This window comes from Photobacterium iliopiscarium (assembly GCF_003026395.1).
Taxonomy (GTDB): domain Bacteria; phylum Pseudomonadota; class Gammaproteobacteria; order Enterobacterales; family Vibrionaceae; genus Photobacterium; species Photobacterium iliopiscarium.
In genome coordinates, this window is the sequence record NZ_PYOO01000002.1 from 363881 (window position 1) to 384541 (window position 20661).

Annotated in this window: 18 protein-coding genes and 1 other RNA gene; 11 read left to right on the forward strand and 8 right to left on the reverse strand. The window is 39.7% G+C overall.

Features of this window, described 5'->3' with window-relative positions:
• The first annotated feature begins 678 nt into the window (after positions 1 to 678).
• Entirely contained in the window at positions 679 to 1563 is an 885-nt protein-coding gene (locus tag C9J51_RS04970) for a transglutaminase domain-containing protein (RefSeq protein ID WP_045039260.1), read from the forward strand.
• A 739-nt stretch (positions 1564 to 2302) separates the two neighbouring features.
• Here C9J51_RS04970 and ffs read toward each other — a convergent pair.
• Positions 2303 to 2399: signal recognition particle sRNA small type (gene ffs, locus C9J51_RS04975), an RNA gene on the reverse strand.
• Positions 2400 to 2562: 163 nt separating this feature from the next.
• Positions 2563 to 3300, reverse strand: a complete 738-nt coding sequence (locus C9J51_RS04980; protein WP_045039259.1) for a VP0952 family biofilm-associated protein — start codon at positions 3298 to 3300, stop codon at positions 2563 to 2565.
• A gap of 89 nt (positions 3301 to 3389) precedes the next feature.
• Here C9J51_RS04980 and C9J51_RS04985 point away from each other — a divergent pair, with 89 nt between their 5' ends.
• Together C9J51_RS04985 and tesB are read left to right on the forward strand one after the other, a co-directional pair.
• Entirely contained in the window at positions 3390 to 3698 is a 309-nt protein-coding gene (locus C9J51_RS04985) for an MGMT family protein (RefSeq protein ID WP_045036536.1), read from the forward strand.
• Positions 3699 to 3762: 64 nt separating this feature from the next.
• Positions 3763 to 4620, forward strand: coding sequence for an acyl-CoA thioesterase II (gene tesB / locus C9J51_RS04990; protein ID WP_045036537.1), 858 nt, complete (start codon positions 3763 to 3765; stop codon positions 4618 to 4620).
• Positions 4621 to 4700: 80 nt separating this feature from the next.
• Here tesB and C9J51_RS04995 read toward each other — a convergent pair whose 3' ends face one another.
• Positions 4701 to 5162, reverse strand: a complete 462-nt coding sequence (locus C9J51_RS04995; protein WP_045036538.1) for an Lrp/AsnC family transcriptional regulator — start codon at positions 5160 to 5162, stop codon at positions 4701 to 4703.
• A 389-nt stretch (positions 5163 to 5551) separates the two neighbouring features.
• Here C9J51_RS04995 and C9J51_RS05000 point away from each other — a divergent pair, with 389 nt between their 5' ends.
• Together C9J51_RS05000 and queC are read left to right on the forward strand one after the other, a co-directional pair.
• Positions 5552 to 6643 carry a PLP-dependent cysteine synthase family protein gene (locus tag C9J51_RS05000; protein ID WP_045036539.1) on the forward strand — a complete coding sequence of 364 codons (1092 nt, stop codon included), beginning with the start codon at positions 5552 to 5554 and terminating at the stop codon, positions 6641 to 6643.
• A 332-nt stretch (positions 6644 to 6975) separates the two neighbouring features.
• Positions 6976 to 7674 carry a 7-cyano-7-deazaguanine synthase QueC gene (queC, locus tag C9J51_RS05005; RefSeq protein WP_045039258.1) on the forward strand — a complete coding sequence of 233 codons (699 nt, stop codon included), beginning with the start codon at positions 6976 to 6978 and terminating at the stop codon, positions 7672 to 7674.
• A gap of 80 nt (positions 7675 to 7754) precedes the next feature.
• Here queC and prmB read toward each other — a convergent pair whose 3' ends face one another.
• A complete protein-coding gene (prmB, locus tag C9J51_RS05010) occupies positions 7755 to 8687 on the reverse strand; it encodes a 50S ribosomal protein L3 N(5)-glutamine methyltransferase (protein WP_045036541.1) in 933 nt (310 codons plus the stop codon).
• A gap of 53 nt (positions 8688 to 8740) precedes the next feature.
• On the opposite strand from prmB, the gene smrB reads away from it, so the two are divergent.
• A complete protein-coding gene (gene smrB, locus C9J51_RS05015; RefSeq protein WP_045036542.1) occupies positions 8741 to 9271 on the forward strand; it encodes an endonuclease SmrB in 531 nt (176 codons plus the stop codon).
• Here smrB and C9J51_RS05020 read toward each other — a convergent pair.
• Together C9J51_RS05020 and sixA are read right to left on the reverse strand one after the other, a co-directional pair.
• Positions 9268 to 9633 carry a hypothetical protein gene (locus C9J51_RS05020; RefSeq protein ID WP_232569509.1) on the reverse strand — a complete coding sequence of 122 codons (366 nt, stop codon included), beginning with the start codon at positions 9631 to 9633 and terminating at the stop codon, positions 9268 to 9270. The two genes, smrB and C9J51_RS05020, sit on opposite strands and share 4 nt — an antisense overlap.
• 10 nt (positions 9634 to 9643) lie before the next feature.
• Entirely contained in the window at positions 9644 to 10117 is a 474-nt protein-coding gene (gene sixA, locus C9J51_RS05025; protein WP_045036543.1) for a phosphohistidine phosphatase SixA, read from the reverse strand.
• 276 nt (positions 10118 to 10393) lie between these two features.
• On the opposite strand from sixA, the gene C9J51_RS05030 reads away from it, so the two are divergent.
• On the forward strand, positions 10394 to 13159 hold the full coding sequence (locus C9J51_RS05030; protein ID WP_107236685.1) for an insulinase family protein: 2766 nt from the start codon (positions 10394 to 10396) through the stop codon (positions 13157 to 13159).
• Between the two features lie 219 nt (positions 13160 to 13378).
• The gene (locus C9J51_RS05035; RefSeq protein ID WP_045036545.1) at positions 13379 to 13660 is read left to right on the forward strand and encodes a hypothetical protein; all 282 of its coding nucleotides are present in this window, start codon (positions 13379 to 13381) and stop codon (positions 13658 to 13660) included.
• 76 nt (positions 13661 to 13736) lie between these two features.
• On the opposite strand, the gene fadJ is transcribed toward C9J51_RS05035, so the two are convergent.
• Both fadJ and fadI read right to left on the reverse strand, forming a co-directional pair.
• Positions 13737 to 15839 (reverse strand): fatty acid oxidation complex subunit alpha FadJ, encoded by a 2103-nt coding sequence (fadJ, locus tag C9J51_RS05040; RefSeq protein WP_045039257.1) that lies wholly within the window; start codon positions 15837 to 15839, stop codon positions 13737 to 13739.
• Positions 15839 to 17149, reverse strand: a complete 1311-nt coding sequence (fadI, locus tag C9J51_RS05045) for an acetyl-CoA C-acyltransferase FadI (protein WP_107274886.1) — start codon at positions 17147 to 17149, stop codon at positions 15839 to 15841. The genes fadJ and fadI overlap by 1 nt, the downstream gene beginning before the upstream one ends.
• A gap of 613 nt (positions 17150 to 17762) precedes the next feature.
• On the opposite strand from fadI, the gene C9J51_RS05050 reads away from it, so the two are divergent.
• From C9J51_RS05050 to C9J51_RS05060, 3 genes are all read left to right on the forward strand, one after another.
• Positions 17763 to 18326, forward strand: a complete 564-nt coding sequence (locus C9J51_RS05050) for a sigma-70 family RNA polymerase sigma factor (RefSeq protein ID WP_045036548.1) — start codon at positions 17763 to 17765, stop codon at positions 18324 to 18326.
• On the forward strand, positions 18319 to 19053 hold the full coding sequence (locus tag C9J51_RS05055) for a DUF3379 family protein (RefSeq protein WP_045039255.1): 735 nt from the start codon (positions 18319 to 18321) through the stop codon (positions 19051 to 19053). Before C9J51_RS05050 ends, C9J51_RS05055 begins: the two co-directional genes overlap by 8 nt.
• 262 nt (positions 19054 to 19315) lie before the next feature.
• Positions 19316 to 20554: an outer membrane protein transport protein gene (locus C9J51_RS05060; protein ID WP_045039254.1), complete on the forward strand. Its 1239-nt coding sequence runs from the start codon at positions 19316 to 19318 to the stop codon at positions 20552 to 20554.
• Positions 20555 to 20661: the final 107 nt, after the last annotated feature.

Consider the following 20661-nt stretch of genomic DNA (forward strand, 5'->3'; position numbering starts at 1 on the left):
TCACGCCACACAGCTTAAGCATTAAAGGCGCTAATGAAGATGGTTATTGTATGGTGATTACACTAATTTAGAAAAGTTACTAACACGGAAATGCCCCATTATCATTCAGAGCAAATACTCATTCATATCGTATTAACGTGATTTTGGATTAGTTTTATTTGACTAATTAAGCTATTTCTTACATTTTTAACAAACACTTTGAAACACAATAATGCAATCAATCTCATGATATTTATGAATTAAATTGATTGTAATCAAAATAGGACACCCAGAACTTTCTCTTTAGAAAATAGATAATAATTAACATTATTGTCAGGGCTGATTATCGTCATCCCTGACGATGAATGCTGAGCTTAACCCTCTGTTATTCTTTACAGTGAATACCCGCGAGGGTGATAGGGAATAGACTCACAGCGCGTTTAATTTTTAAAGTAAAGATATGGTTGCCCTATATTCTGCTGATGACTACTAATAGAAAAACTGGAAACTAGATGGCAAGTGCCCGATTTAGTGATTACTGTCGGGATTCATAAGTAAAAAAGCATCTGATTTATAATGATTTTTATATTATTGCGAGATAAATACGGGCGCATGCTCAAAGAACAGATTCGGGTGAGTTGTTAATATAATAAGTTGTTATGTGTACATCTAAATTCACTTATTTTATCAAGGACTACAATGGAAACTTTATTTTATAAGCAGGTTAGTGAATATACTGATCCGAGTATTCATCGCTCGTGTATTGATGAGTTACCTAATGATATTGGACTGCTATGTGAATTTGTACAAAATTTATTGGTTCATGCTTACTGGCTGGATAAATATGATTTCCAAATTGAAGATTCTGCAAAATTCACAGAAATGCAAATGAGATATGCTAAAGATATTCTGGATCTCGCTTTTGTAAAGTCACATAATTCATTAAACAAAAATAAAAAGAGCCAAAATAGAGTTGTGAGTATTTGTAGGGATTTTTCACTAATTTTATGCACAGTTCTTAGAACTAAAGGAATTCCTGCTCGTACACGGTGTGGTTTTGCTACATATTTAACGCAAGACCATTTTGAAGACCATTGGGTTTGTGAATATTGGAATGACAGTGAATCCCGATGGGTTATGGTTGATGCCCAGCTTGATGATGTTCATTTGAAAACCCTTAACATAGATTTTAATCCTTTAGATGTTCCATCTTCTCGTTTTATTTATGCAGGGGAAGCGTGGGGACTATGTCGGTCAGGAGATGTCTCACCTGAAAAATTTGGTATTCTTAACCTAACAGGGCTTCCATTTATCAAAGGAAATCTTATTAGAGATCTATTTTCATTAAATAAGATTGAATTACTAGGTTGGGATACTGGTTGGGGAATATTGCAAGAGTATATGAGTCCTATTCAAAATAATACTGAAATGGAATTGCTCGATAAATTAGCAACAGTAAGCAAAATGTCTGACTCTCCAAAAGCAAAACATGCTGTCGAAACTCAGCAAGAGATAAAATTTCCAGCGAATTGGTGCTTGTCTGAAGCTCCATCAATCACGGATTTATATGCACAGTACACATAACAGATAAGGATATGTGTCGCGCAGCCGACACCTATCCGAAGTGTTGGACAAGCCCAAGCCACCTTATATAAGTAAATATTGGAAATATCATGAAGGGTGATGTTAAAAGTTGAACATACCCTTACTTTTCCTAATATCTATCAAACTGAGTAGATCTAGTACTCTAAATGATTTCTGTCCACAAACTAGTTACAACAAAAATAAAAACAATTAGCTCTACAACACGCTAATAGTAGATTCCCTATCTCGTTCGTAACCTCACTGTAGGGAATGACGCGGGGGAGGTTCCGTGGTTAGGTAACTCTTGGATCACATAGTATTTGAATCACCATGGCGCTTAGATTAAATGAAAGAAATATAGGACACCCATAAATTAGCAACCACAACTAAAACGCTACAACACGCTATTAGTAGATTCCCTATCTCGTTCGTAACCTCACTGTAGGGAATGACGCGGGGGAGGTTCTGTGGTTAGGTAACGCTTGGATCACATGACACTTGAATCCACATAACGCTTAGATTAAATGACGCTTGTAATACGCTTACAGATCTAAATATGTGAGTAGTTTGGTAGTTTGGTAGTTTGGTAGTTTGGTAGTTTGACGATTATAACGAAGTATTTATTATTGATAGTAATAAAAAGAACAAAACAATAATATTGAACTACACTGTAAAGAGTGAATTAGAATGTAACTTTTTGATAAGAAAGGGATTTGCTAAACGCTAGATGGGTGGAAGCCCCCACCAGCCACATCCCGGCACACACGACGCCTGCTGCGGTTGCTCCCTTCCGGGCCTGGCCGAGTTCACAGGTTAGTGTTGCGGGAGGACCAATGGGGGCCTCCATAGATTCTTTGTCTCTTTCGATAACGGGAAGGATTATCTATTAACCTCGCCAACAATGCAAGCCGTTATCTTACCCTTTTGTTTAAGTGCTGATTATTTACTCGAATTTAAACAAAATAGTAATAAAGTCAACCTATTGCCCGTTAGTTAATATTATTCATCCTCTTCTTCAGGATCATCTAATAGTGATTCACCTAACAATCCGCCACCTAATACCAACAGCCATGACACTAAAATCGGATTCTCAACACTAAATTGTGGCAACACCACTAAGGTGGTAAATCCAATCGCGGGTAATATACAAGCAAGACGTGGGATCCAATCTTGATGTTTTATTTTAACAAGGCTTTGTAGTGCGGCAATTAACCCCGTAACACACAAACTCACTAATGCAGCGGCTGCCATATCACCGATCCATAATGGCAATACGGCTAATAATGGCCACCATGTGTTGCCCGCAATAGGACGCCAACAACGGGCGGCGTACCAAATAATACCAATCGCTATAATCTGGATTAAAGTAGCACTAATACTGCCTTCAAGTTTACCCTCACCTTGTAATGCCATTAGGCCAACATTCATTGAGAGTACAATCGAAACCATTAATGCACCAAGCTGCCAACAACCTTTAGCTGATGTACAAATAATGAGGATAGGTAACATCATAAACAGGCTAATCGATAAGGCGAGGGGTTGTTCAGGTAACATTGCACCATAAGCACCTAAGCCACAGAGCAATAGCCAGCCTGCGACACCACTTTGCGGTAATAACCACAATGCAGGAATAGCAAGCGCTAGCACAGGCAGTTCTCCCGCTGTCTGGCCGAGAGCACTGACACCTAATACCGTTAAAATTAAGGTAACGGTAACCAATGACGCAGCATACAACATGGCAACACCTCCTTGCGTTATCCTGTTGTCTAAAAAGATAGAACCGTTATTATTTACCAAGCATATTCTTTAACGGCTACTTATTAAATATGGACGACTTTTGCAATCAAATCTATAGCCAAGTCTATCAAATTCCATTTGGGCAGGTTTCTACGTATGGCGACATTGCAAAATTTGCGGGTTTTCCTGGGTATGCTCGCCATGTTGGACGCTTAATGGCAACCTTACCTGAGGGCTCAAAAATACCATGGCATCGCGTGATTAATAGCCAAGGCCGTATTTCATTAAAAGATGATGCATTATTAAGACAAATTACGGCATTACGAGCAGAAAACATTACCGTATCTGATACTGGGCGAATATCACTGCGTTATTATCGATGGCAAGGGCACTCATAGGCATATTGGCAGCAGCGCTAAATCAGCATACCATTCCCTTAGTTTTTATTTTTCAGGATGTACCATGAGCAAACAATTAGATGAACTACTAACTTTATTGCAATTAGAGCAAATTGAACGTGAACTCTTTCGAGGCCAAAGTGAAAACTTAGGTTTGCCACAGGTATATGGCGGTCAAGTTATTGGGCAGTCTTTATCCGCAGCGCAGCAAACGGTAGATCCAGAGCGCCATTTACACTCTTTTCATAGCTATTTTCTTTTACCGGGTAATCCAGAAAAACCGATTATTTATGATGTTGAAACGCTGCGTGATGGTAGAAGTTTTAGTACTCGCCGTGTAAAAGCTATTCAAAATGGCCGCCCTATTTTCTATTTAACCGCGTCTTATCAAGCCGATGAACAAGGGTTTGAACATCAGGCTACAATGCCAAATGTAGTGGGTCCTGAAGGCTTAGCGTCTGAAAGTGATTTGGTTGAATCGGTCGCACAATATTTACCACCAAAGATTGTTGAAATGTTTGGTAACAAGCGCCCGATTGAAGTGCGTCCAGTGACGGTTATCAATCCTTTAAAACCAACGATTGCAGAACCAAAGCAATATTTATGGATAAAAACCAATGGTGAAATGCCAGATGAATTAAGTATTCACCAGTATATGTTGGCTTACGCGTCTGATTGGGGATTTTTAACTACGTCATTGCATCCTCATGGAGTGACGCTATTCAGCCCTAATATGCAAGTGGCAACCATTGACCATTCAATGTGGTTTCACCGTCCATTTAAAGTTGATGAGTGGTTACTGTATGTTATTGAAAGCCCATCAGCTAGCGGTTCTCGCGGTATTGTTCGTGGTGAGATTTATAATCAGCAAGGACAACTCGTTGCATCGGCGGTTCAGGAAGGATTAATTCGTCAGCGTTAATTTACGTTGAATACATGGCTAAAAATAACCCCGAATCACTACGATAATGACTCGGGGTTATTTTTACTATACTAGTGCGGTTAAACAGGTAATGCGGTGGTGTATTTTAGTGGTTCCATTGCAAAGGTGGACGTCACATTAGTCAGATCAGACACCGATGCTACTAATTTTTTATACAGATTATCAAAAGCTTGCATATCTGCAACTTGTACCTTCATCATATAATCATACTCCCCCGCCATTCGATAAAATTCCATCACTTCAGGAAATTCCGTTACCGTTGAGACAAAATGATTAAACCAATCTTGTGAGTGATTACTGGTTTTTACTTGTACAAATGCAGTAAAAGCAATACCTAATTTGACGGGATCAAGCAATGCCACCCGTTGGCGCAAAATACCATCTTCTTCAAGACGTTTTAATCGTTTCCAACATGGGGTGGTTGTTAAATTCACAGCGTCTGCAAGTTCTGCCAGCGGCATGGTTGCATCATCTTGCAATAAACGTAATAACGTTCTATCAACACTATCTAAAACTGCCATTAATTCCACCAATTAGGATAAAAGGGTAAATACTTACTAAAAAATACCTCTTATTCAACAAAGAGGCAAAAAAATTACTAATAATAACGATCGCTCACACGGTATTTCTGTCGTTTCTCAATAGACAAGCTTGAATTTTAAACCTACAGTGGTAACTCTTATTGAAAGACATTAAGATAACAAAAATAAACTTCCAAATAAAACACAAAAAATAGAATCACATTTCAATTAATAATTTAAAAGTAGAATATTTTTCCATAAAGACACCAATAAACAACAAATAAAATAAAGATTTTTTTATCAGCATTGTTTACTATATACCCAAGTTGCTGCAAGGGAGTTGATTAAGTAAACACTCGATGGATCGAATGAAGCAAAGAGGTAAGATAATGAATGTAAACGTAAATACCGAACCACAACAAAATGCATGGATCAGTAAATCAATAAAAGCGATTGAAGCAGATTATCAACGTTCTGCCGATACCCATTTGATTAAACTCGATATACCCAGCCTTGACGGTATCGATATCTATCTAAAAGATGAAAGTACACATCCAACGGGAAGTTTAAAACATCGTTTAGCACGTTCATTGTTTTTGTATGCACTCTGTAATGGTTGGATAAACCAAAATACTACGGTGATTGAGTCGTCATCAGGCAGTACCGCAGTATCAGAAGCCTATTTTGCACGTTTACTCGGACTGCCATTTATTGCGGTTGTGCCACGGAAAACAGCATCTAAAAAAATTGAACAAATTGAATTTTATGGTGGTAAAGCCCACTTTGTTGATTCATCAGCCGCGATTTATGAAGAATCTCGTCGTTTAGCAACAGAGTTAAAGGGTCATTATATGGACCAATTTACTTATGCTGAACGAGCAACAGACTGGCGTGGCAATAACAACATTGCGAACAGTATTTTTAACCAAATGGAATTTGAACGTTTTCCTATTCCAACCTGGATTGTAATGAGCCCAGGAACAGGTGGTACGTCTGCCACTATTGGGCGCTATATTCGTTACCAAATGCATCCTACTCAATTATGTGTGGTTGATCCTGAAAATTCAGTGTTTTATGACTATTTTATGGAACGAGATGCCACTATCACGTTAGACGTCGGTAGCCGTATTGAAGGGATTGGCCGACCTCGGGTTGAACCGAGTTTTATTCCCAATGTGATTAACGAAATGCGAAAAATTCCTGATGCAGCCAGTGTTGCAACAGTCCATTGGCTAGAAAAGATTATTGGTCGTAAAGCCGGTGCTTCAACAGGCACTAACCTGTATGGCGTACTACAAATAGCGACTGAAATGAAACAGCGCGGTGAAACAGGTTCAATTGTAACCTTGTTATGTGATAGCGGTGAACGTTACTTAGAAACCTATTATAACGACGACTGGATCACCGCAAATATTGGTGATATCACCCCACACATTGCTCAACTTCAACACTTACAACAAACAGGTAAGTGGCCAATATAACGAATAAAGAACAACCCCTTGGGTTGGTTAGCTACAGCGCCAACCCCCTTATTTTAACGTCACACCCTTTGCTTTATTTTGTGTCTTTAAGCTAATACGGATAAACCTAATTGTCCTCTGCACTTTTGGGAATTAGATTTATATGGATAACGTACCAAGCTTATTTTATGCCGTACAATTTGTACGGCTTTTTTTTATCTGCACTATTTGTCATCACTACTTTTCTATCACCGCCAGCTGGGTTAGCATATCCCCTCATTCTAATCACATCATCATTAGAATGTTGTTATACCGACTGTTTATCGGTAATCACTCATAAAGGATAATTCATCATGGCAAAATCCGTAGTTGTTTTCAGTGGCGGTCAAGACTCAACCACATGCCTCATTCAAGCATTAGCGCACTACGATGAAGTGCATTGCATTACGTTTGATTATGGTCAACGCCATAAGCTAGAGGTTGAGATTGCTGAACATATCGCTAAAGATCTTGGCGTTGCTGCTCATAAAGTCATGGATGTTAGCTTACTCGGTGAACTTGCAATTAGTTCATTAACGCGCGATAGCATTCCTGTTTCTCATGAATTACAAGCTAATGGTTTACCGAATTCATTTGTACCAGGACGTAACATTCTATTTTTAACCTTGGCGGGTATTTATGCTTACCAAATTGGTGCAGAAACCGTGATCACGGGCGTTTGTGAAACCGATTTTTCTGGCTACCCGGATTGTCGTGATGAGTTTGTTCGTTCACTTAATCAATCATTAGTCTTAGGCATGGATCGTCAATTTACGATTTCAACCCCATTAATGTGGCTCAATAAAGCCGAAACATGGGCGCTTGCTGATCAATATGGCAAATTAGATTATATTCGCGAACAAACATTAACCTGTTATAACGGCATTGTCGGTGACGGTTGTGGTGATTGCCCTTCTTGTGATTTACGTCGTGCGGGTTTAGAAGATTACTTACAACACCAAGCGACTGTGATGGCTGCATTGAAAGCCAAACAAGCACAACACAAAGCGTAAATATTTCCAATGTATATAAAAAAAGCCGACATCCGTTAAAGGGATGTCGGCTTTTTACTTTACACTGTATTCAGAGCTAATTAATCGCGGTAAAGTGCAAAATCTGCTGCGCAATCAACAAGCTGCTCACGGGTTAACATGAACACGCCGTGACCACCATTAGCAAACTCTAACCACATAAATGGAATGTGCGGGTATTGCTCTTCCATGTGGATCATTGAGTTACCCACTTCACAAATCAAAATACCATCGTCTTTAAGGTAATCTGGTGCATTTGCAAGAATACGACGAACCAATTTCAGACCATCACTACCAGCGGCTAAACCAAGCTCTGGCTCATGACGGAATTCTTCCGGTAGGCTGTCCATATCTTCTTGGTCAACATACGGTGGATTGGTCACGATAAGATCGTATTTATCTTTCGGTATATCACGTAAAAGATCAGAACGAAGCGGAATCACTTGCTGCTCAAGGCCATGATCCGTTATATTCTGCTCAGCAACAGCTAACGCATCTACCGAAATATCAACGATATCAACTTCTGCCTCAGGGAACATGTGTGCACAAGCAATACCGATGCAACCACTGCCCGTACACAGATCCATGATACGTGTTGGTTCTTGTTGTAAAAATGGTTCAAAACGGTTTTCAATGAGCTCGCCAATCGGTGAACGTGGCACGAGTACACGTTCATCCACGAAGAACTCCATACCGCAAAAGTAGGCAACATTCGTTAAGTATGATACGGGTGTACGATCATTGATTCGACGCATAACACGCTCAACAATACGATGACGCTCACTGCTTGTTAAACGCGAGTTACGTACTTCCGGTGGAACATCCAACGGTAAGTAAACTGTCGGTAATACCAGTTGCACGGCTTCATCCCATGCATTGTCTGTACCATGACCGTAAAATAGGCCAGCAGCATTAAAACGGCTTACCGTCCAACGTAGCATGTCCTGCAATGTGTGAAGTTCGCTGACAGCTTCGTCGACAAAAATCTTATCCAAAATAGCCTCCGATAAACGCTACAATACCACTATATAATTGTTGGAATTTTATTATGAGTAACAAAAATTCACAGCTTGAAGATGATTTTGGCCTCTTCAAGGCAGAGGTAAAAGACGTAAAAAAGTTCACGCATGATACCATAATCACGCCTCGTCAACAGAACTCAAAAGCGGATAAAGCAAAAGTGATGGGCAAAGAGACTCAAAATCATGAGTTTTATTTCTCAGATGAGTTTGAACCCCATCTTAGCGACACGGGTCCAACCCAATATGCGCGTGATGGTGTGTCTAAGTATGAAGTGAAAAAATTACGTCGTGGGGTGTATGTACCTGATATTTACCTTGATATGCACGGTATGACGCAGCAGGAAGCAAAACGTGAGTTAGCGGCAATGATAGCAGCTTGCATAAAAGAGCATGTCTCATGTGCCTGTGTGATGCACGGTATTGGTAAATATATTTTGAAACAAAAAACACCAATGTGGTTAGCACAACATCCTGATGTGATGGCTTTTCACCAAGCACCCTTAGAGTTTGGCGGTGCTGGTGCATTGCTGGTGTTAATTGATATACCGGAGCGTTAATATCTTGGTTTTACCATATGACCAACTTTAACGACTTTACCACGGTTAAATAACGTCACCTCTCCTGTCTCACAGACTTTAAGACGTTTTTTAACTGCGGTTTCAACAAAAAAATATTCACAATCATCATTACGGGCACTATCAATACGAGCAAAAATGACCAAGGGCGGCGCCCCTACTTCATTAGAATAGTTAGCAAAGGTTAAGCTACTGCCTGTTTGTGAAATATGCATGCCTTCAGTTTGCCCGTCTGACCATTTCACCATACCGTTAGCAGAAATACGAACCGGCTCACCCACACTGCACCCTGCTGTAAACAATAAACCTATCAGTGCCACAATCCCAAATTTAGCCATGATCATTTATTGTCCATTATTTATGCGGTTGGTGCTGCCACAACAATTTGCTCTGTCCTGATTGTGGATCATAATCAATCGCTGCAATCGCTGAAGTTAAAAACATCGGTGGTTGTAAGCCTGCGACTAATTCCGCAGTTAAATACCCCACTAATGGTAAATGTGAGATCAGCAACAATGATTGTGGCTGCTCAGTTTCAATGGTCGCTTTAATATATTCAGCAACCGTTTCAGCATCACCATAAGGAGTAATGTCTTCTACACTACCCACTTGAGTGGCTGTAGGTAAAATATCGACCATTGCATGCCACGTTTGCTGAGCGCGTAAATAAGGACTCACCCACACCTGATCCAACTCACCCTTTAAATGTGATGCCAATAATGTTGCCATCTGTTGTGATTGGGCAATACCACGCGCAGTTAATGGGCGCTCAGCATCACTGGCGGCAAAATTCTCAGCTTCACCATGACGCATAATATAAATTTGCATAAATACTTCGATAACCTCAGTTAAACAATTGCAGATCCTACTCACATTATCGAGTGGGTCGATTATTATTACATGCTTTTATTATTGGAATAACCATAGAGTTTTAATTCTGTGGTTAAGCTTACGATTTAACGATTATCTTAGCTAAGTAATAATTGATTCATTTATTTGTTAACAAAAATGTGACTTATTATTCATCTAATCGCATCTTCAATTTGCCAGCCTGAATATTGAACGTCATACTTAACCTAATTCCCTCAAAAATAGGCTCTTCCTGTGCATACTAGCCCTAACGATCATAAGCAGTATCGCTACCTCACTTTAGCGAATGAACTTCGAGTACTGCTCGTTCATGATGCTGAAGCGCCTCGCTCTGCTGCTGCATTGTCTGTCGAAATAGGTCACTTTGATGATCCAATGGATCGTCAAGGTATGGCACATTTCCTTGAGCATATGTTATTTCTTGGCACCGAGAAATACCCGCGTGTCGGTGAATTCCAAACATTTATCAACCGTAACGGTGGTAGCAATAATGCATGGACAGGTACGGAAAACACCACCTTTTTCTTTGAGATCAGCCCTCATACTTTTGAAGAGGGATTAGATCGCTTTGGGCAATTTTTTACCGCCCCATTATTTAATGAAGATGCGGTAGATAAAGAACGTCAAGCTGTTGATTCTGAATATAAGTTAAAAATAAAAGACGATGTTCGACGTTTATATCAAGTACAAAAAGAAACCATTAACCAAGCTCACCCTTTCGCTAAATTTTCGGTCGGTGATCTCACCACCCTTGACGATCGTAATGATCAATCAGTCCGCGATGATTTATTAGCGTTTTACCATCAGCATTATTCTGCTGATGTTATGGGCTTGGTGTTATTAGGTCCACAATCGCTAGATGAATTAGAGCAGTACACCCAAGCATTCTTTAGTCATATTCCCAACGCTACTGCTAAAAAAGTAGCAATCGACGTGCCATTTGTTACTGAAAACGAGTGCCAGAAGTTCATTCAAATTGAACCTATAAAAGAATTGCGTAAATTAACCTTATCGTTTGCGCTGCCATCCGTCGATGAACACTACCAAATTAAACCCTTATCTTATATTGCTCATTTATTGGGTAATGAAGGATCTGGCAGTTTAATGGCTATTTTAAAACAACGTGGTTTAATCAATACCCTTACCGCAGGTGGCGGCGTTAGTGGTAATAATTTCCGTGAATTTACCATTGGTTTAAATTTAACCCCTAAAGGCCAGCAACACACCGATGAAATTGTGCAGTGCGTGTTTGCCTTCATTGCACTCATAAAACAGCAAGGGTTAAATGCATGGCGTTATCAAGAAAAAAAATCAGTCTTAGAAATGGCATTTCGCTATCAAGAGAAAAGCCGTCCCCTTGATACCGTCAGTTATCTGGTGATGAATTTACTGCATTACAACGCTGAAGATATTATCTACGGCGATTATATGATGGAAGGCTATGATCAAGATTTACTTGAACAACTATTGGCTTACTTTTCCGTCAGTAATATGCGACTAACGTTAGTGGCACAAGGTGGATATTACGATCGCGTCGCGGCTTGGTATGATACTCCTTACTCAGTAACGCCATTTACCGCACAGCAAATTGAAAGCTGGACCAATGTCAGTCTTGATGCTGAATTCTTATTACCAGAGCCTAATATTTATTTGTGCGAACAATTTGAACCATTAGCACTTGAAGCAGGTTCAGAACTACCACCACAATTAATTCAAGATCTACCCGGTTTTCGTTTATGGCATAAACAAGAGCATGATTTTCGAGTACCAAAAGGCATTGTCTATGTCGCGATTGATAGCCCACACGCGGTAAGCTCAACCATCAATATTGTCAAAACACGGTTATGTGTCGAGTTACTATTAGAAGCCATTAATGAATCGGCTTATCCAGCTGAAATCGCAGGCATGTCTTATAATCTTTATGCTCATCAAGGTGGTGTAACCCTACAGCTTTCAGGCTTTAGTGAAAAACAACCTCAGTTGATGCGATTGATTTTAGAGCGTTTTGAAAATCGTCATTTTACCCAACAACGGTTTGATAATATCAAAGCGCAAATGTTGCGTAATTGGCGTAATGCGGCTGAAGATAAACCCATATCACAATTGTTTAATCAATTAACTGGCTTATTACAACCCAATAATCCGCCTTATCCTCATTTAATTGAAGCGCTAGAAACCATCACTATTGATGAACTACCGCCATTTGTTGAGGCGATGTTTGCTGAAATACACATTGATGCTTTTGTCTATGGTAATTGGATCAAAAAAGATGCGTTAGCCCTAGCTGAAACATTAAAAGATGCCTTTAGAGTCACCGATCAATTATACGGTGAGTCACAACGCCCATTAGTGCATTTAGAAGACAGTGGTACGTTAACCTATGAGTTAGATTGTCATCATGAAGACTCAGCTATTTTGATGTATTACCAATCGCGCCAAACAACACCTCAAAAAATTGCCATTTACACGCTGGCAAACCATTTAATGTCGACTACGTTTTTCCATGAATTACGTACCAAGCAACAACTCGGCTATATGGTAGGTACGGGTAATTTACCCTTAAATCGCCACCCAGGATTGATCTTATACATTCAATCTCCCGTAGCGGAGCCAAGTTACTTATCTGATGCTATTGACGACTTTACTAATGCGTTTGCATTGGTGTTATTAGAGCTAAACGAAGCTCAGTGGCAAGCCAGTAAAAAAGGATTAATTGCACAGATATCTGAACCCGATACCAACCTACGTTCTCGTGCACAACGGTTCTGGGTCAGTATTGGTAATAAAGATGAAGATTTTAATCAACGCCAATTAGTGGTCGATAAACTAAAAAAACTAAGCCGAGCCGATATGATTAAATTTATTGTTGATACGGTTAAGCCACGAACAGCAAATCGGTTAGTCATGTATTACACAGGCAAAACACACCATGATGCAGAGCCTTTAATGATCGGTAAAGCAATTGAATCTATAGCGGATTTCCAAAAAAACGCTTACTAAATAAAAGACCCCATTTATATTGAATAAATGGGGTTTTTATTTTGCACAATAATATTATGTGATTTTTTTATGTTAAAAATAGCTTTCATAATATTTCAGTAGCCAAATAAGCCCCCTTCAATCCATAATATTTATCTCGAATATATCGCCATTACTATCACTAATTAATATAGATAGAAATACCTACGATAATAACGAATAGATTAGAAGAGGACTCACGTGACACAACGATGCCCACATTGCCAAATTGAAATACACGCACCCAAACTACATGCGTATGAAGATAATTTTGTTTGCCCGCATTGTGCTGCCACATTATCCCACAGCCAAATTGATATCTTTCTCTATGCTTTCTGTTTTATTGCATTGAGTGCATTGCTACTGATATTAGTGGGCCATGTAAATGCTTTTATTGCGTTAGCCTTTGCTGCTGTCGGTTATCGTCTTTGTCGCAGTAAATTATTTGAATCTCACTTCCGTTTAATTCGCTGTACGTACTAATATTGAGATTTACATAATAAAAAGCCTGCATTTTCAGCAGGCTTCTTGTTACTGAATATCAATAAAACGTGCCACGCTAATAAAACCGCTTTTCCGTTTTAGCCATCTCAACTAAGTAATCACAAGGTGCAAATCTCTCACCATGAGAGTCACTATATTGCCGCATCATATCAACCACCAAATCAATGCCTAAGTGATCCATATAACTAAACGGCCCACCAAGGAATGGCGGAAAACCAATACCAAATATAGCCCCAATATCACCATCACGAGCAGATTTAATCACCCCTTCATGTAAACAGCGAGCCGCTTCATTAAGCATCATTAACGTACAACGAATAGAGATGTTGGCTTCGGTTAATTGTTGTTCTGGCGTGATTCCAAGCAAGGTATAAACCGATTTATCCACATCTTTGTTATCGGTGTTATACAAATAGAACCCTTTGCCACTTTTTCTACCTTTACGCCCATCTTGTTGTAACACATCAAACATTGCAGGCGTCGCAAAACGCTCACCGAGCTCTGCGACCAAAATAGGACTGATCTTGGCACCAATATCTACACCAACTTCATCGAGTAATGTGATGGGCCCAACAGGAAAACCGAAATTAAGTAAGGCGGTATCTATATGCTCGATAGGCTCGCCTGCTAATAATATTTGAGCCGCTTCATTCATATATGGAGCTAAAATACGATTAACATAAAAACCCGCTTTATCAGCAACGACAATCGGCGTTTTACCTTGTTTTTTGGCTAACGCAACCACGGTAGCAATGGTTGTTGCTGACGTTGTTGCATGCGGAATAACTTCCACTAATGGCATTTTTTCAACCGGGCTAAAATAGTGTAAACCAACAATATTTTGTGGACGCTGCGCATTTGCTGCAATTTGATGAATCGGAATCGAGGACGTGTTAGTTGCAAAAATAGTGTGCTCTGATGTATTCGCTTCAATTTCTTGCACCATCTGCTGTTTCAGAGCGACATCTTCAAATACCGCTTCTATCACCACATCAGCATGCGCGATACCACGGTAATCAATGCTGCCTGTAATACGTAACATCTGTTGCTGAAGTTGTGCTTTTCGAATAATACGCCGCTGACGTTGTTTATTTAAAATGGCATAGTTGTACGCTAATGCATGTTGAATCCCATCATTAGCGATATCTTTAATCCGTACCGCATAACCGGCTTTAATCGCAGAAACATGGGCAATACCACCGCCCATTAACCCACCCCCCAGTATTGCTATTCGTTCAATATCAATCGGCTCAGCATTGGCACCGGTTTCTTTTTTCATCGCCGTAGTAGCAAAAAATATATTACGTAATGCCCGTGATTCAGGTGTCATCACCAAATTACCAAACACTTTTGCTTCTTGTTCAAGCCCTTGCTCAATGCCTTTTTCTAAACCATATTTTACGGTATCTAAAATCGCATCAATGGCGGGATAACAACCTCGCGCTTTTTGTTGGGCTTTTTTAGTTGCTTGATCAAACACCACACTACGCCCAAAAGCATTACCGCCCATTGCCCAATCTTGAAATGAATGGGTACGAATCGGTTTTGCCGTTAAAGCCACTTGTTCAGCCACTTGTAATAAAATACTCAACGGCACAACTTGATCGACTAACCCTTTTTTCAATGCTTGCTTTGCTCGTACTTGCTTACCCGTTAGCATTAGCTCTAAGCCATGAGCAACACCGATTAAGCGAGGTAAACGTTGAGTTCCACCAGAGCCGGGTAATAATCCTAATTGCACTTCAGGTAAGCCTAAACGCGTAATATCATCGTCGGTACAAATTCGACTATGACACGCTAATGCCAATTCTAATCCCCCGCCTAAACACGGCCCATGAATAGCAGCAACAACGTGAAGTGGTAAATCTTCAAGAGCAGCAAACAATTGTTGGCCTTTATTTGCCAATGCTTCTGCTTCAGTGGCAGTATGACAAGCGGCTAACATTCGAATATCAGCGCCAGCGATAAAATTATCGGATTTGCCGGAATAAACCACTAAACCTTTCAGTTCCAAGTGATCCTTTAATTCGCTTAACACTGATCCCACTTGATCAACAAAAGCCGCTTGTAAGGTATTCATTTTTTCATTGGCAACATCAATTTTAAGCCAACCAATGCCGTTATCACCATAAGACAAACTAAATGCTGATTGTGTCATTATTCTGCCTCCAAAATCATTGCAGCCCCAAGGCCACCCGCGGCACAAGCGGTGTTTAAAGCAAAACCACCGCCACGACGTTGTAATTCATGTAAGGTTTGAATAATCATTCTTGCACCAGTCGCAGCAAAAGGATGACCATAAGCAATTGAACCACCTAGCACATTAAACTTATCCATATCGATATCACCAATAGCGCGATCTCGACCCAGTTTTTGTTGTGCAAATCGTTTAGAACCGAACATTTTTACATTGGCCAATGTTTGAGCGGCAAACGCTTCATGCATATCAATTAAGGTTAAATCACCAAGGGTCAATCCAGCTCGCTCAAGGGCTAATGGACTGGCATAGGCGGGTCCCATTAACATATCTTCCGCAACATCAATGGCAGCAAAGGCATAAGAACGAATATATCCAAGAGGGGTTAAACCTAATTCTTTTGCTCGCCCTTCTCGCATCAATAATATTGCCGCAGCACCATCCGTTAATGGGGTCGAATTAGCCGCAGTAACACTGCCATGTAGACGATCAAATGCAGGTCTTAACTGAGCGTATGCTGCCAATGTTGAATCTTGACGAACATTATTATCACGATCAATCCATTGTTGGTAAGGTGCTGAAAATGCGGTTATTACTTCATCATCCAGTAAACCGTCTCGCCATGCTTGTGCCGCTAATATATGGGAACGATGCGCAAAGGCATCTTGCTCTTCACGGCTAATCGCGTGACTTTTTGCCATTTGTTCTGCGGTTTGTCCCATGCTTAATCCCGTTGAATATTCAGCAACAGCGGGAGGAACAGGTATAAGATCTTTTACACCCAATGCACTGAGTAATTTCAACCGTGCAGGCATCGTTTTGGCTTTACTTAATGCTAATAATGTCGCGGCCATTTTTTTACTGACCCCAATCGGAAGCATTGAGGTTGAATCAGCACCACCAGCAATACCAATATCAATCGAGCCCGCCATAATACTTTCTGTAATATTAACGGCGGCTTGAAAACTGGTCGCACAGGCACGGGTAACACTATAAGCATCGGTATGGAGATTCATACCCGTACCCAATACAATTTCACGCGCAATATTTGGAGCTTCTGGCATTTGTACAACCTGACCAAACACTACTTGTTCAATTAACTGTGGATCAAAATTAGCAGTTTGTAGCATTTCATTAACGGCTAACTTGCCAAGGTCAAGCGCAGATAGACGATCAAATGCGGTTGATTGACGTGCGAATGGTGTCCGTAACCCGCTAACAATAGCAATACGTTCACCGTTACGTGTGGTGATATGTTGAATACCCGTCATCGCAACTCCTTGTCACAATTATAATTAACCTCAAGTACGAGGTCAGACCACATAATTGTAACCATAAAGCTGTCAAAAAAAAACATTTGTTTAAAAAGGATACTAAATTGGCGTTTATTTCTAAAATAAATAGACGTTAATATTGGCTATAAAATAAAAAAGATCGATACTGTTACGGTTTAATTACAATAAAAGAAAAGAGTGGCTTGGAAGGTGTGTATACCGAGGTGAAATTTAAACAAAAAAAAACCACACCCTTAGGTATGGTTTGAATTCACGCAGAAAGTAATCAATCAGCGTAATAAAATAATCAATTAACATAAAGCCAATTGCAAATCAGGAAAAACCTGATAGGAGAAAGTAAAGTCAGCCTTCAAAAGGAAGTTGTCATCTTGCTCAACAGACGGGATTAACTATCATTAAGTTATTCAACCTAACCATAGCCGTACCATCAGATGACGCGACTACTATAACCTACCACTCAAAACAGAATTTGCACCAGATCAATTTTATTGCGGTTTATGCTCTCTAAATTATAAAAAACATAATACATCGTCTAAAGGCTATTAGATGACATCATTAATTGATGCAATAACGCTAAACAGGCACATCAATGATAAAAAAATTTTTTAGTAACAAAAAGGCTTCTACTACGGTCTGTTTAAATATGGATAAACAAAAACGTTACGAAGCCCTTGTTAGAGCTTGGCATCAAGACCTATATCGCTATGCGTATTGGCTCTGCCATGATCCCCATATTGCCGAAGACTTAGTGCAAGAAACATGCCTACGCGCATGGAAATCATTAGATAATTTACAAGATGATAACGCAGCAAAAGCATGGTTAATCACTATCTTACGCCGTGAAAATGCACGTAGGTTTGAACGAAAGCAATTAGATTTAGTGGATATTGATGATCACCATATAGCCGATACTAAACCCAGTGTTGAAATGGACACCGAACAATATTTACTGCATCGATTAATCATGAAACTGGCCCCTGAATACCGAGAGCCTCTGATACTACAAGTCATGGCTGGTTTTAATGGTGATGAAATAGCCGAGATCTTAAACCTTAATCGAAATACAGTAATGACTCGACTGTTTCGTGCTCGTAACCAATTAAAAGAACAACTTGAAAAGAAAACAACTCAACAGGGGAATCATCATGGATGATCTAGAGTTTCGTCGCCGCCTTTTGGCGGATCCTAATGATAATGACCCAGAACTGATTAAGACTAAAAATCAGTCCACCACTAATCGTCATTTCTCTAATGAGTTGCAACAATTAGATCTTAAATTAAAACAAACGCTTAATGTTGGTATTCCAGAAAATCTTGCCGATAGGATCTTGTTTCATCAGTCGAGTCAGGCACAACCTAAAAATCACTCGCCTTATAAACGTTATTTATCTTATGGATTAGCAGCATCGGTGATGTTTTTTGTCGGGGTTATGGTGGGCCAACAAAATATTTATCCTCAACAAATACAACAGCAAGTCTTTACACCTACATCAATGGCGACCATTGCTTTACAACATGTTAGTGCTGAAGCGCAATTTGTTGAACATACCGATGAAGCTGTCACGTTACAGCAAGTAAATGCCAAACTTAAACCTTTTGGTACTAGTCTAAATCAATTACCCGGCCATATTTATTATCTTAATTATTGTGGCTTTGATGGTAATCGTGCATTGCATATGGTTGTTGGTACAGATACCGGCAAAATGACGGTATTTATTGTGCCGCAAACAAGTTCAAAAATGATGACGGGCAGTGATCAAAGTAATCAAAGTTTATTGCTACCACTGCAAGAGGCCAGCTTAATTGTTGTGGGTGATAAAGATGAAAAACTAATGCCTATCGCAGAAAAACTCAAATCTGAACTCTATTGGCAAATCTAGCCTTAATATTGTTATATAACAGCTTAAAAATCGATATTGTTAACTAAATATCGATTTTTAGCTGTCGTTTAATCTGCTTATTTTTAACGCCATATAATGAAATGTTCCAAAAACAACCCAAATGAACATGATAAAATATGTTTACCAGTCTAAACGACTGGTCAGCTTTGATACGGCTCTCCCCCCCCCTACAATCGTCGCCAATCAGTCATATATAGACTGGACTAATAAATATAAAAATCATGATCAGGAATCATAAAGCATGAACAAGAAGCAGATATTTACACGCTCAGTTATTACTGTAGCCATCGCCTTAGCATCGTCACAAACGATGGCTGCGGGTTTTCAATTAAATGCCCAATCAGCCACTGGTTTAGGTCGAGCATTCTCTGGTGATGGTGTTATTGCTGATAACGCATCAACCATGGCTAAAAACGCCGCTTCAATGGCTCTTTTTGACGCACCAGCACTGTCATTAGGTGTTATTGCCATTGATACTGATGTTAATGTTACCAATGCCCAATATAATAATAAATCAATCAATGACACGTCGATTGGTGGCACTAGCTATGCGCCGAACATCTACTACATTCAACCTATTAACGATAAATTTTCAGTAGGTGCTTCGTTATATTCAAACTTCGGCACTAAAACTGAATTTGAAGATAATTATGCAGCCAATGCATTTGGTGGTTTAACTGACGTTAAAAGCGTTAATTTAGGTTTAAGCGCAGCTTACCGTATTAACCAACATTTTAGCGTTGGTGGTGGTTTGGACATTATTCATGGTAGCGGTAAATTAAAACGTTATATTCCAGCAGGTACAATTTCGACACCAATTGGAAATATAAATACCCCTAAAGTAAGCCTACTTGATATTGATGCTGACGGTTTCGCTGTTGGCTTTAATCTTGGCACCATCTACGAACTCAATGACAATAACCGTTTTGGTTTATCATACCGTTACAGCCCGACACTAGAAGCTAAAGGCGACATGCATTATGCAGGCGCTAATATTGACGGCCAAAAATTAAAAATACCACTACCAGATATGCTTGAATTCTCTGGTTTTAATAAACTAAACGATAAATTTGCAGTTCACTATAGTATTCAATGGATCCGTTGGAGTGAGTTCGACGTATTAGAAACATCGGGTAACGTAGAGCTTAATAATTACCAATGGCAAGATGGCTGGCACTACTCTGTCGGTGGTACTTACTACCTTAACAATGATTGGACGCTACGTGCAGGTTACATGCATGACACCAGTGCACAGCAGAAAAGTAACACCTCTATTTCTGTGCCCGACTCGGCACGTGATTGGCTATCAAGTGGCTTTAGTTACCACGTTGATAGTAAATCAACTATCGATTTCGGTCTAACTTACCTGATTGGTAAAGATGTAAATGCACAAGAAACAAATCCTATTGGTATGTCAGTAAATGCGACTACCCGTGCTGATGCATGGCTATACGGCCTACAATACAACCGTTCGTTCTAATTTGAGCGTACAGCAATAATCCATTATAAAAAAGAAGCCGCCATGGCTTCTTTTTTTATACGCGAAATAACATCTAATCTTTATTTTACCCATAATAACCGACCAAA